The 13,357-nt window shown below is 71.3% G+C and carries 9 protein-coding genes; 6 read left to right on the forward strand and 3 right to left on the reverse strand.

Annotated features, from left to right (window positions below; all coding sequences use genetic code 11):
* Nucleotides 1–4: 4 nt before the first annotated feature.
* The 3 genes from EIY87_RS04395 to EIY87_RS04405 are packed head-to-tail and all read right to left on the reverse strand — an operon-like array spanning nt 5 to nt 2,929.
* Nucleotides 5–1,165 (reverse strand): ankyrin repeat domain-containing protein, encoded by a 1,161-nt coding sequence (locus EIY87_RS04395; RefSeq protein ID WP_125306354.1) that lies wholly within the window; start codon nt 1,163–1,165, stop codon nt 5–7.
* A gap of 55 nt (nt 1,166–1,220) precedes the next feature.
* The gene (locus EIY87_RS04400; RefSeq protein WP_125306355.1) at nt 1,221–2,033 is read right to left on the reverse strand and encodes a TIGR03620 family F420-dependent LLM class oxidoreductase; all 813 of its coding nucleotides are present in this window, start codon (nt 2,031–2,033) and stop codon (nt 1,221–1,223) included.
* The gene (locus EIY87_RS04405; RefSeq protein ID WP_125306356.1) at nt 2,030–2,929 is read right to left on the reverse strand and encodes a TIGR03620 family F420-dependent LLM class oxidoreductase; all 900 of its coding nucleotides are present in this window, start codon (nt 2,927–2,929) and stop codon (nt 2,030–2,032) included. Before EIY87_RS04405 ends, EIY87_RS04400 begins: the two co-directional genes overlap by 4 nt.
* 89 nt (nt 2,930–3,018) lie before the next feature.
* Between EIY87_RS04405 and EIY87_RS04410 the strand changes: the two genes are divergently transcribed.
* From EIY87_RS04410 to EIY87_RS04435, 6 genes are all read left to right on the forward strand, one after another.
* Nucleotides 3,019–3,582, forward strand: a complete 564-nt coding sequence (locus EIY87_RS04410) for a TetR/AcrR family transcriptional regulator (RefSeq protein WP_125306357.1) — start codon at nt 3,019–3,021, stop codon at nt 3,580–3,582.
* A gap of 126 nt (nt 3,583–3,708) precedes the next feature.
* Complete coding sequence (gene serA, locus EIY87_RS04415) at nt 3,709–5,307, forward strand: phosphoglycerate dehydrogenase (RefSeq protein WP_125306358.1); 1,599 nt, start codon at nt 3,709–3,711, stop codon at nt 5,305–5,307.
* Between the two features lie 230 nt (nt 5,308–5,537).
* A complete protein-coding gene (locus tag EIY87_RS04420) occupies nt 5,538–8,891 on the forward strand; it encodes a S8 family serine peptidase (RefSeq protein WP_191983947.1) in 3,354 nt (1,117 codons plus the stop codon).
* 229 nt (nt 8,892–9,120) lie between these two features.
* The gene (locus tag EIY87_RS04425) at nt 9,121–10,161 is read left to right on the forward strand and encodes a 3-isopropylmalate dehydrogenase (protein WP_125306359.1); all 1,041 of its coding nucleotides are present in this window, start codon (nt 9,121–9,123) and stop codon (nt 10,159–10,161) included.
* Nucleotides 10,162–10,840: 679 nt separating this feature from the next.
* The gene (gene cimA, locus EIY87_RS04430) at nt 10,841–12,529 is read left to right on the forward strand and encodes a citramalate synthase (RefSeq protein WP_225439699.1); all 1,689 of its coding nucleotides are present in this window, start codon (nt 10,841–10,843) and stop codon (nt 12,527–12,529) included.
* A 9-nt stretch (nt 12,530–12,538) separates the two neighbouring features.
* Nucleotides 12,539–13,309, forward strand: coding sequence for a fumarylacetoacetate hydrolase family protein (locus EIY87_RS04435; protein ID WP_125306360.1), 771 nt, complete (start codon nt 12,539–12,541; stop codon nt 13,307–13,309).
* The last annotated feature ends 48 nt before the right edge of the window (nt 13,310–13,357 follow it).

Below are 13,357 nucleotides of genomic sequence, written 5' to 3' on the forward strand. Positions count from 1 at the left end.
TTGTCTAGCGGAGCAGCTCCTGGGCCGCCGGCTGCCCGCACACCTCCGCCCACGTCTCCGGGGTGCTGCCGAAGTTCGCGTCCCGCGCGTCCCGGTCGGCACCCGCGTCGAGCAGGGCGCCGATGACGTCGAGGTGCCCGGACTGCGCGGCCAGGTGCAGGGCCGTGACGCCTTCGCCGTGCTTAGGGCCGCCGAAGGTGCCCCGGTGGTTCACGGCGGCGCCGAGGTCCAGGAGCGTCCGGACGGCCGTGAGCCTGCCCTGCGCCGCCGCCCACGCCAGCGCCGTGCCGCGGTAGACGTCGGCGTTCACGTCGGCCCCGCGCGAAACCAGCGTGCGCAGCGCCTCGGTGCGGTCGTTGCGGGCGGCCCAGGCGAGCGCTTCGTCGCGGGCCTCGGCCGGGTTGTTCGTCGGCCGCCACGCCGGGAAACCGCTGTGGGGCCGGTAAAAGCCGCGGTGGTCGCCGCCGCGGCCGGACGTCAGCAGCTCGTCGAGGAGGTCGCTGTCGCCGAGCCCGGCCGCGACCCGCAGGTTGCCCGGGGCGCGGCTGTGCGCGGCCAGGGTCTCCGCGGCTTCGCGGTGCCCCCAGAACAGGGCGACGACCAGGGGAGTGCCGCCGTCGCCACGAGCGGAGACGTCGACCGGGGCGCCGGCGTCCAGCAGCAAGTCGAGCAGCAGCGGGAGATTGCTGTACGCGGCTTGGTGCAGCGGGGTCCAGCCGTGGACGTTGCCGCGGGCGGGATCGGCGCCGTGGGCGAGCAGGACGCGGCTCAGGCGCTCGTCGCAGGTCGCGCCCGCCATGCCGAGCAGGTCGTTGCCGTTGGTGCCACGGGCGGTGACGAGCCAGGGAAACTCGCCGAGGAGGGTTTCGAGCTGCTCGACGTCCCGCGCCTCGACTGCCCGGTACGCGCGGGCGAACGGCTCACCACTGTCCACAAGAGACTCGACGTGGACGCGAAGTGCTTCCCAGGAGCCGAATCCGTGTTCACGGGCCACGACCACGCGCGCGCCGTCACGGGTGAGTGGCTGACCCCAGCGCTCGAACGGCTCGCGCGCGCCGGGCGTCCCGTCCTCGGCCGAAGCGAGCAGGCCGAGCGCGCGCTCGGCGTAGTACCCGATGTCCTGGCGGTACGGGTGCTGCAGGTTTTCGCCGGGCGGCACGCCCATGGTGCCTCCTCGGACGGGACGCGGCCCGCAACCGCGTCCCGCCAGCCTACTCCCGTCAGGGCAGCAGATCCGCCAAGCGGCGGTAGGAGTCCTTCGGCCGCGCGAGGACCTGGACGCAGACGTGGTCGGCGCCCGCGTCGAGGTGGGCGCGGATCCGGTCGGCGACCTGCTGCTCGCCGACCGCGACGACGGCGTCGATCAGCCGGTCGCTGCCGCCGTCGGCGAGGTCGCCGTCGGTGAAGCCGAGGCGGCGCAGGTTCGTCCGGTGGTGGGGTGCCTGCCGCACGTAGAGACCGGCGTGCTCCCGGGCCACCTCGGGGGCCGCGTCGAGCACCACCGCCTGCTCGACGGCGAGGTACTTGCCCGGGCCGAGCCGCTCGCGCGCCATCGCCGTGTGCTCCGGCGGGACGAAGTACGGGTGGGCGCCGTCGGCGCGTTCGGCCGCCAGGTCCAGGAGTTTCGGGCCCAGTGCGGCGAGCAGCCGGCGCGGCCGGGGCGACGGCTGGGGGAGCCCGGGCAGCTCGGCCGCGTCCATCCCGTCGAGGTACTCGCGCAACGCCGTCAGCGGGCGCGCGCCGGGCCGGTGCCCGCCCAGCCCGGCGATGAACCGGCCCGGGTACGCCTCGCCCAGCGCCCGGATGGCGCCTTCCGCGGCGAGCGGCGAGCGCTGGTCGAACCGCGCGACCCCGGTGGCGACGGTCAGCTTCGACGACGCCGCGAGCAGCAGCGCGGCCTGCGTGAACGCCTCCCGCCCGGCGTACTCGCCGAACCAGATCGCGTCGAAGCCGAGTTCTTCGGCTTCCGCGGCGGTTTCGCGGAGTTCTCCGATCGGGGCGCCGTCGAAGAACCGCCAGATCCCGACGCTCATCGGAGCACCGCCGGAGCCAGCTCGACCAGCGTGTCCACAGTGGACTCAAAGGTGGTCGCCGACGGCGTCAGCAGGACGTGGTCCGCGCCCGCGTCGAGCACTTCCCCCACGCGTTTCGCGATGGTCGCGGCGTCGCCCCAGAGGACGAGGTCGTCGACGAACCGGTCGCTGGGTCCGTCGATGTCGGCTTCGGTGTAGCCGAGCCGTTTCCAGCCCGCCAGGTAGGCCTTCACGCCGAACTGCCGCGACTGCGCCACGCTGCGCCGGACGCTCGCGCGGGCGTCCTCGCGGCTGCCGAGCAGCACGGTCTGGTGCGGGATCAGCAGCTTGTCCGGCCCGAGGATCTCGCGGGCGTACGGCGTGTGCGAAACCGGCTGGGCGAACGGGTGCGCGCCGTCGGTGTGGTCGCGGGCCAGCTCCAGCATCTTCGGCCCGACCGCGGCCAGCACCCGCGGAAAGGCCACCGGCGCCGGGTTTTCCCGCGCCACCGTGTCCATTTCGGACAGATAAGCCCGCATCCGGTCCAGCGGCCGGTACTCCTCGCCGTACTTCGCCGCCTGGACCGCGTGCCCGATGCCGACGCCGAGCACGAACCGGCCCGGGTGGGCGTGGGCGAGGGTCGCCCCGCCCTTTTCGGCGGTCCGCCCGGGCCGCGCCCAGGCGTTGGCGATGCCGGCGCCGAGCACGACGTCCGGTACCGAGGCGAGCAGGTCGCCGAAGGCGGCGAACAGTTCGCGGCCGCCGGGACCTTCGCCGCTCCAGACCGAGCTGTAGCCGGCCTCGGCGAGCCGCCGCGTCGCCGCGCGTTCGACGTCCGGGGGCGGGGCCAGTGGTGCGCTCGGCAACCAGGCGCCGACCGCGCCGAGCCGGGTCCGCGTGTCTTCGATCAGGGTCATCCTCGAAATCCCTCCAGTAAGATGAGGCTGCCTCCGGTTAATATACGGAGGCAGCCTCCGATTGGCTACCCGGTAAGGTCGGGAGGGCGATGACCGACGTGAAACCGATGCGCGCGGACGCCCGCCGCAACTACGAGCGCCTCCTCGAGGAAGCCCAGCGCGCCTTCGCCGAACACGGCGTCGAGGCGTCCCTGGAAGACATCGCGCGCCGCGCCGGGGTCGGCATCGGCACGCTCTACCGGCACTTCCCGACCCGGGAAGCCCTGCTCGAAACGCTGTTGCGCGCCCGCTTCGACGGCCAGGCCGGCCGCGCGCGCGAGCTGCTGGCCCATCCCGAACCGCTGAACGCGCTGCAGACCTGGCTGGCCGGGCTCGGCGACGCGACCGGGACCTTCCGCGGCCTGGTCGAGCTGACCGCCGACGCATTGAGCGACGAGTCGTCCCGGTTGTACGCGTCGTGCCACGCGATGCGCGAGGCCGGTTCCCAGCTGGTGGAACGCGCGAAGGAAGCGGGTGAGCTGCGCGCGGACGTCACCACGCACGAGCTCCTTCTGTTGCTGCACGCGGCATCCTGGGCGGGCGGGCACCTGCCCGGCGAAGGGGGCATGCAGCGCCTGCTGGCTCTTGTTTTCGAGGGATTACGAGCGAGTTAACACCGTGGGAAGCCAGGGGGCCGCCCAGCGGGTTAAACTCCGCCACGACCGGGGCACAACGACGTGCTGAGATCCGTCTGCCGACCCAGAGCGTCCTGGAAGTGACCAGATAGTGGGAGCCGCATCGTGAGCAAGCCCAGCAAGCCCGTCGTCCTCATCGCGGAAAAGCTCGCCCCCTCCGTGCTGAGTGTGTTCGGTGACGAGGTGGAGGTCCGGCACGTCGACGGCACGGACCGGTCCGCGCTGCTCGAGGCGGTGAAGAGCGCCGACGCGCTCCTGGTCCGCTCCGCCACCAAGGTCGACGCCGAGGTCCTCGCCGCCACCACCCAGCTGAAGGTCGTCGCCCGCGCCGGCGTCGGCCTGGACAACGTCGAGGTCCCCGCCGCCACCGAGCGCGGCGTCCTGGTCGTCAACGCCCCGACGTCCAACATCGTTTCCGCCGCCGAGCACGCCGTCGCCCTCCTGCTGTCGGTCGCGCGCCGCGTCCCGGCCGCCGACCAGAGCCTCCGCGGCGGCGAGTGGAAGCGCAGCTCGTTCTCCGGCGTCGAGCTGCAGGGCAAGACCGTCGGCGTGGTCGGCCTCGGCAAGATCGGGCAGCTGTTCGCCCAGCGCCTGGCCGCCTTCGACACCAAGCTCATCGCGTACGACCCCTACGTCTCGGCCGCGCGCGCCGCGCAGCTGGGCATCGAGCTCGTCACCCTCGACGAGCTGCTGAGCCGCGCCGACGCGATCTCCATCCACCTGCCGAAGACGCCGGAGACCAAGGGCCTCATCGATGCCGAGGCGCTGAAGAAGACCAAGCCGGGCGTCATCATCGTCAACGCCGCCCGCGGTGGCCTCATCGTCGAAGAGGACCTGGCCGACGCGCTGCGCTCGGGCCACGTCGGCGGGGCCGGCGTCGACGTCTTCGTCACCGAGCCGACCACGTCGAGCCCGCTGTTCAACCTGGAGAACGTCGTCGTGACGCCGCACCTGGGCGCGTCGACGGCCGAGGCGCAGGACCGCGCGGGCACCGACGTCGCGAAGTCGGTGCTGCTGGCGCTGCGCGGCGACTTCGTGCCGGACGCGGTGAACGTCTCCGGCGGCGGCGCGGTCGGCGAGCACGTCCGCCCGTACCTGTCGCTGACCCAGAAGCTCGGCACGCTGCTGACCGCGCTGAACACGAAGGCGCCGACGTCGGTGACCGTGACGGTCAAGGGCGAGCTGACCAGCGAGGACACCGCGGTGCTGCAGCTGGCGGCGCTGCGCGGGGTGTTCACCGGCGTGGTCGAGGACCAGGTCACGTTCGTCAACGCGCCGCAGCTGGCGGAGAAGCTGGGCGTGCAGGTCGAGCTCACGACCGAGCCGGAGAGCCCGAAGTTCCGCAGCCTGGTCACCGTCCGCGCGGTGCACGCGGACGGGCAGGCGCTGACCGTGTCCGGTTCGGTCACCGGCAAGGACGAGGTCGAGAAGCTGGTCGAGGTCAACGGCCGCGGGTTCGACCTGCGCGCCGAGGGCACGGTCCTGCTGGTCGAGTACCCGGACCGGCCGGGCGTGATGGGCCGCGTCGGCACGCTGCTCGGCGAGGCGGGCATCAACATCGAGGCCGCGCAGATCAGCCAGACCACCGACGGCTCCGACGCCGTCATGCTGCTGCGCGTCGACCGCCACATCGACGCGCACCTGCTGGAGCCGATCGGCGCCGCGGTCGGGGCGCACACGATCCGCGCGGTCGACTTCACCTGACATAACCCTTTCGAAGGCCCCCCGTCACCCGGCAGGGGGCCTTCGTACGCAATCACAACTACATAACGGAGTCCTTTGCCTACGTAAGTAGGTGTTTTGGGGCATTAGGTTCTCCCCGCGAGGTTGAACCACGCGCCGTCGAGGGCACGGCGCTGTGCCGCGCTTCACCGTCGGGGGTGCCAGGAGCGGCAGGCAGGTTCGGGTCCAGACCTCGAGTAAGGGGCCGACTCATGAGCAGATCCCGCTTACCCGCTCGCGTCACGACGGCGTTCTTCGCCGTCGTGCTGGCGGCCGCGCTGGGGGCGCCGGTGGCGAGCGCGGCGGACGCTCCGCTCGCCGACGGCGTCGCACCGGCGAAGATCGACGACGCCCAGCTCCAGGGCAAGCTTTCCCCGCGCCTGGGCGCCGCGCAGGGCCGGGTCACCGCGTTCGTCGAGCTGGCCAAGAAGCCCGCCGTGGACGCCTTCACCGCCGCGCAGCCGCAGGGCAAGGACCAGGCCAAGCGCGCCGCCAAGGCCGCCAAGGCCGACACCGCCGCCGCGGTCGAGTCCGTCGTCGGCCAGCTGCGCGCGGGCAACGCCCAGCCGCAGGTCGTCACCCAGACCGCCAACGCGGTCCCCGGCGTGGTCGTCACCGCCGACGCCGCCAAGCTGCGCGAAGTCGCGAAGCGGGCGGACGTCGTCGCGGTCCGCACCGTCGTGCCGAAGACCCGCACCAACGCCAGCGCCGCGCAGCTGACCAACACGCTCGCGGCGTGGCAGCAGACCGGCAAGTTCGGCGACGGCGTCCGCGTCGGCGTGATCGACGACGGCATCGACTACACCCACGCCGACTTCGGCGGCCCCGGCACGCAGGCCGCGTACAAGAGCGTCGACAGCACCAAGCCGACCCCGCTGTTCCCCAGCGCCAAGGTCGTCGGCGGCACGGACCTCGTCGGCGACGACTACGACGCCGCGACCGCGGGCAAGACCACCCCGAAGCCGGACCCGAACCCGCTCGCCTGCGGGGAGCACGGCACGCACGTCGCCGGCACCATCGGCGGCTTCGGCGTCACCGCCGACGGCAAGACCTTCAAGGGCGACTACAAGAAGCTGGACGCCAAGAAGGTCGACGCGATGCAGATCGGCCCGGGTACGGCGCCGAAGTCGCTCCTCTACGCCATCAAGGTGTTCGGCTGCGCGGGCTCGACCAACGTCACCTCGCAGGCGCTGGACTGGGCACTCGACCCGGACGGCGACGGCGACTTCACCGACCACCTCGACGTCGTCAACCTCTCGCTGGGCTCCGACTTCGGCGCCCCGGACGACCCGGACTCGCTGTTCGTGCGCAAGCTAGCCGCGAACAACGTCCTCCCGGTGATCTCGGCGGGCAACGGCGGCGACATCAACGACATCGCCGGTTCGCCGGGCAACACCCCGGAGGCGCTCACCGTCGCCAGCACGCGCGACGCGGGCATCCTGCGCGACGCCGCGGAAGTCAAGGCGCCCTCGACCGCCGCGGGCCAGAAGACCGGGCAGTACAGCCAGAACTACACCGGTTACGACACCCTCGACCTGACCGCCCCGGTCGTCGCGCTCTCGGCGGCGAACGCGGCGGGCTGCGCGCCGTACTCCGCCGAGGACAAGGCGAAGGCGGCGGGCAAGTTCGTCTTCCTGGAGTGGGACGACAACGACTCGACCCGTGCCTGCGGTTCGGCGGCCCGGGCGAACAACGCCCAGGCGGCCGGGGCGAAGGGCGCGCTGCTGTCGTCCACTTTGGAGCACTTCAGCGCCGGCATCGCGGGCAACGCGGCGATCCCGATGTTCCAGTTCACCGGGTCCGCGACCAAGACGCTGCGCGCGGCGCTGACCGCGGGCACGCTGCAGGTCCGGCTCTACGGCACGGGTCGCGCGTCGATCCAGACCTCCGACAAGACCATCGTGGACACCCCGAGCTCGTTCACCTCGCGCGGCACCCGCGGCCCGGCCGTCAAGCCGGACGTCGCCGCACCGGGTGACACGATCACCTCGGCGTTCCGCGGCAGCGGAAACGGCCGGACCGTGCTTTCGGGTACCTCGATGGCGGCCCCGCACACCGCGGGCATCACCGCGCTGGTCCGCCAGTCCCACCCGGACTGGTCGGTCGAGGAGGTCAAGGCGTCGGTCATCGACACCGCCGGCCACGACGTCTCCGACGGCGCCGGCCACACCTACGCGCCGCAGCGCGTCGGCAGCGGCCGCATCGACGCCAAGGCGGCGCTGGACAACCAGGTCCTCGCCTACGTCCAGGACGACCCGGGTGCGGTCAGCGTCAGCTTCGGCACGGTCGAGGCGTCCGGTCCGGTGACGCTGTCGAAGACGATCAAGCTGGTCAACAAGGGCGTCACGCCCGCCGAGTACTCGGTGGCCTACCAGGCGGTCAACGCGCTGCCCGGCGTCGAGTACACAGTGGACAAGCAGACGGTGAAGCTGACCCCGCGCGGCACCGCCAAGGTCAAGGTGACGCTGAAGATCACCGACCCGAAGGCGCTGCGCAAGGTCATGGACCCGACCATGCAGGCCACCCAGGCCGGCCTGGCCCGGCAGTTCGTCGCCGACGCCTCCGGCCGCGTCGCCTTCACGCCGAAGAGCGGTGCCAAGGTGCCGCTGCGGGTTTCGGTCTACGCCGCGCCGAAGCCGGTGTCGACGATTTCGACGCCGCAGTCGGTGAAGTTCGGCGCGGACGCGACCCAGGCCGTGCTGAACCTGACCGGCAAGGGCGTCGACCAGGGGGCAGGCGCGCAGCGCTACCGCTCGCTGATCAGCGTCCTGGAACTGCAGGCGGAGTCCCCGCAGCTGCCCGAGTGCGACGCGGACGTCGTCACCGACTGCACGCTGAACAAGACGGCCAAGGGCGGCGACCTCCGCTACATCGGCGCGGCTTCCACCGCTCCGCTGGCGAAGGCGCAGGGCGAGCCGGAGAACGCGGTGCTCGCGTTCGGCCTCTCCACGTGGGGCGACTGGGCGAACATCGGCAGCAACACCTCGCCGTTCGTCGACATCGACACCACCGGGGACGGGCAGCCGGACTTCGAGACCTACGTGACCAAGGCGACGTCCACGGACGTGCTGCTGGCCGTCACGGTCGCGCTGACCGCGGGCTTCCCGACCGTCGACGTCCAGGCGGTCAACGGCCAGCTCGGCGACGTCGACACCAACGTGTTCGACACGAACGTGATCACGCTGCCGGTTTCGCTGGCCGCGCTGGGCATCGACGTGAACGCCGACAGCCACCGCATTTCCTACACGGTGGGCACCAGCGGCTTCTACGTCGCGCCGGGCACGACGAACGGGCTGATCGACTACGCCGGCACGCCGCTTTCGTTCGACGCCCTCGCGCCGGGCTACTCGGTGCAGGGTGGCGGCGACGCCGCGCTGGGCTACGTCGCGAAGCCGGGCACGGCGCTGGTCGTCACCCGGAACGCGGCCTCGGCCGCGGCGGACAACGCGCTCGGGCTGCTCGCCATCGAGCACCACAACGCCGCGGGGAACCGGGCGAACGTGGTCAAGGTGGACGCGGCCCAGGGGGCGGGTGGCCGTCAGCCGATCGGGGCTGGTCGCCGCTAGTCCGTGGCAAGATCGATCTGTGCAGGAACAGGGGCGTCTCCGGCGGGTTCCCGCCGGGGGCGTCCCTGTCCGTATTCACCCGATTGGGTGTCTCACCCTGCGGGAGGATGCGGCATAAGGGTGGTGCGGCTACGGCCGTTTGTCTACGGCCGGTAACCTTCCGGCTGCTGGCGTTTTGTTGCGGTGGGCCATCGGTGCGGCCGGTGGTCCGGTCGACGGAGGTGTGTGGATGCGGCTCGCGGTGATCCCAGGAGACGGGATCGGGCCCGAGGTGGTCTCCGAGGCGCTGAAGGTGCTCGGCGAGGTAGTACCGACGGCGGAGATCACGAACTACGACCTCGGCGCGGCGCGATGGCACTCGACCGGTGAGCTGCTCCCGGAGTCGGTCCTCGGCGAGCTCCGCCAGCACGACGCGATCCTGCTGGGCGCGGTCGGCGACCCGACGGTGCCGAGCGGCATCCTCGAGCGCGGCCTGCTGCTGCGCCTGCGGTTCGAGATGGACCACCACGTCAACCTGCGCCCGGCGCGGCTGTACCCGGGCGTCCGTGGCCCGCTGGCCGACGCGGGCGACGTCGACATGGTGGTCGTGCGCGAAGGCACCGAAGGCCCGTACGCGGGAACCGGTGGCCTGCTGCGCAAGGACACCGAGCACGAGATCGCGACGGAGGTCAGCGTCAACACGGCGTTCGGCATCCGCCGCGTGGTCGCGGACGCGTTCAACCGCGCCGAGGCCCGGCCGCGCAAGCACCTGACGCTGGTGCACAAGACCAACGTGCTCGAGTACGCGGGCTCGCTGTGGTCGCGCATCGTCGAAGAGGTCTCGCTGGAGCACCCGGAGGTGACGGTCGCGTACTCCCACGTGGACGCGGCGACCATCCACCTGGTGACCGACCCGTCCCGGTTCGACGTGATCGTGACGGACAACCTGTTCGGCGACATCATCACGGACCTGGCGGCCGCGGTGACCGGCGGCATCGGTCTGGCGGCGAGCGGCAACCTGGACATCACGCGCCGGAACCCGAGCATGTTCGAGCCGGTGCACGGGTCGGCGCCGGACATCGCGGGGCAGGGTCTGGCGGACCCGACCGCCGCGGTGCTGTCGGTTTCGCTGCTGCTGGACCACCTGGGGCAGAAGGAGGCGGCTCGGCGGATCGAGGCTTCGGTGGCGTTCGATCTGGCTACTCGGGACCAGTCTTCGCCGGGGGCGACGCAGGCGATCGGGGATCGGCTGGCGGCGCTGGTGTCGTCGAATGTGCGGACGGCGGGCTGAGTTCTTTCGTTCGGGAGAGCCCCGCGCCTTTCGTGGCGCGGGGCTTTTTCGTGCCGGGGGTGGCTTTGGCTCGGCCGGCGTTGTCTCATTCACCTCATCCGGCGCTGGGGTCCCGGCGAAGTCGCGCCGGCGAGCGGGTGACCGGCCGCAGGCTGGCCGCGTGGCCTGCCCGGGGTCGCGCGGATGTCATGAAAGGGTCGTTCACCTCGCCAGACGACATGAACGACCCTTTCATGACATCGCGGCTGGGCGGATCGGCCGTGCTGCCCGACTTTGCCGGTGCCCTGCCGCTCGACGACATGAATGAGTCATTCAAGACGTCTGCGGAAGCTCTGGCGGGCCCTGCCCGGCGAGTTGCCCACAGGTCCGCCGTGATGTGGACAAACCGGCGCCCAGACCGCTTCCCGGCCGGTTCTGTCGGCAGCCGCCGATAGACTGGACCGGGGTCAGCCCCCAGGGACGGGCGGGGCTTGCTCTGTGGGGGTGTTCCCGGATCGTGGGAGCTTGACCCAGCTTGTGGACTTCCGCCGAATCCTTGTGGCATGATGCGACCGTGACCAGCTTCGCGATCATTATCGCCGAGCGCGCCGGACGGTAGCTCCACAAGAGCACCCGGCGCGCAACCTCTCGCACCCCTGCGGGAGGTTTTTTTGTTGCCTCGAAACGCTAGGAGAAGACCGTGACCCGCCAGGAGCCCGCCGATACGCCGCTGGGCGACGCCTTCCATCTCTATGACACCACGCTTCGCGACGGTGCCCAGCGGGAAGGCATCACCTACTCGGTCCAGGACAAGCTCGCCGTCGCGCGGTTGCTGGACGAGCTGGGCGTCGGGTTCATCGAGGGTGGCTGGCCCGGTGCGCTCCCCAAGGACACGGAGTTCTTCGCCCGGGCGGCGAAGGGCGAGCTCAAGCTGAACCACGCCGCCCTCGTCGCGTTCGGGGCCACGCGCAAGGCCGGCACCACCGCCGACGCCGATCCGCAGGTGCGGGCGCTGCTCGACAGTGAAGCGCCGGTCGTCACCCTCGTGGCGAAGTCCGATCTGCGGCACATCGAGCGCGCGCTCCGCGTCGACGTCGACGAAGCCTGCGCCATGGTCAAGGACACCGTCGAATTCCTGACCAAAGAAGGACGGCGAGTGTTCCTCGACGCCGAGCACTTCTTCGACGGCTACGCGTTTTCGCCCGAGACCTCGCTCAGGGTCCTCGACGCCGCCGCCCACGCGGGTGCCGACGTCCTCGTCCTGTGCGACACCAACGGCGGCCAGCTCCCGCTGGGCCTCGCCGAGACCGTGCGGACCATCAAGGAAAAGACCGGATTCCGCCTCGGGATCCACTGTCAGGACGACACTTCCTGCGCCGTGGCGAACTCCGTCGCCGCGGTGCAGGCCGGCGTGACGCACGTCCAGTGCACCGCCAACGGTTACGGGGAGCGGGCCGGCAACGCCGACCTCTTCGCCGTGACGGGGAACCTCGTGACCAAGCTCGGCATGGACGTCCTCCCGACCGGAGGAGCGGCCGAGCTGACCCGGGTCTCCCATGCCCTTGCCGAAATCGCGAACATCGCCCCCTACACCCACCAGGCTTACGTAGGGGCGTCGGCCTTTGCCCACAAGGCAGGGCTGCACGCGAGCGCGATCAAGGTGGATCCGTTGCTGTACAACCACATCGATCCGTCTTCCGTCGGCAACGACATGCGGGTGCTGGTCACCGAGATGGCCGGCAGGGCCAGCCTCGAGCTCAAGGGACGTGAGCTCGGGGTCGACCTTGCCGGCCGGCCCGAAGCGCTGACGAGCGCCATCACCAAGGTCAAGCGCCTCGAATCCGAAGGCTGGTCCTTCGAGGCCGCCGACGCCTCCCTGGAACTGCTGCTGCGCCAGGAAGCCGACGTGCCCGCCGAGGCGCCGTTCGAACTCGAGTCCTACCGGGTGGTCCTCGACCACCGCGCCGACGCCGAGGTCGTGTCGGAAGCGACGGTCAAGGTGCACGTCGGCGGGCAGCGCGTGATCGCCACCGCCGAGGGCATCGGCCCGGTGCACGCGCTCGACGCCGCCCTGCGGAAGGCGCTGTCGCCGCACCTGTCCTGGTTGGACAGTGTGGAGCTGGCCGACTACAAGGTCCGCATCCTCCAGGGCCACCCGGGCACCGACGCCGTCACGCGCGTGCTGGTCGAGAGCACCGACGGCGAACGCGAGTGGACCACGGTCGGCGTGCACGGCAACATCGTCGAGGCCAGCTGGCTCGCCCTGTGCGACGCGCTGGTCCACAAGAGCAGCACCGTGGCCCCGGTCACTGTGACATCCGGGCCTTCGGCCCGGGCCGGGGGCTCCGCCACCCGGAACCCCCGAAAGCCATCGGCCGAGCGGACGTAGACTGACGCCGTGCGCCTAGCCCGTATTGCTCATCCCGGTGGTGTCGCGTTCGCTTCGGTCGAAGGGGACGGTGACGACGCCCAGGTCCTGGAAATCGCCGAGCACCCGTTCGGCAACCCCAACTTCACCGGCAAGCGGTGGCCGCTGGCCGACGTCCGGCTGCTCGCGCCGATCCTGCCGTCGAAGGTGATCGCCGTCGGCCGGAACTACGCCAAGCACGCGGCCGAGTTCGGCAACGAGGTGCCCAGCGCCCCGATGCTGTTCCTCAAGCCGTCCACCACGGTCGTCGGCCCCAACGCGCCGATCCGCCGTCCCTCGGACGTGGGCCGCGTCGACTTCGAGGGCGAGCTGGCCATCGTCATCGGGCAGCCGGTGAAGAACGTGCCGGCCGCGCGCGCCGCGAGCGCGATCCTCGGCTACACGATCGCCAACGACGTCAGCGCGCGCGACCTGCAGAAGTCCGACGGCCAGTGGGGCCGCGCGAAGGGCTTCGACACGTTCTGCCCGCTCGGCCCGTGGATCGAGACGTCGCTCGACGCGTCCGACCTGTCCCTGAAGGCGGAGGTCGACGGCGAGCTGAAGCAGGACGGCCGCACGTCCGACCTGGTCCACAAGATCCCCGAGCTGGTCGAGTTCGTCTCCGGCGTGATGACGCTCCTGCCCGGCGACGTCATCCTGACCGGCACGCCCGAGGGCGTCGGCCCGATCGAGGGCGGTCAGAGCGTCTCGATCACCATCGAAGGCATCGGCACCCTGACCAACCCGGTCGAGAACGTCTAGACCTCGTGCCGTTAAGGCCACCTTACCGGCGTCAGACGCCCGTAAGGT

The sequence above is a fragment of the Amycolatopsis eburnea genome (assembly GCF_003937945.1).
Lineage (GTDB): Bacteria > Actinomycetota > Actinomycetes > Mycobacteriales > Pseudonocardiaceae > Amycolatopsis > Amycolatopsis eburnea.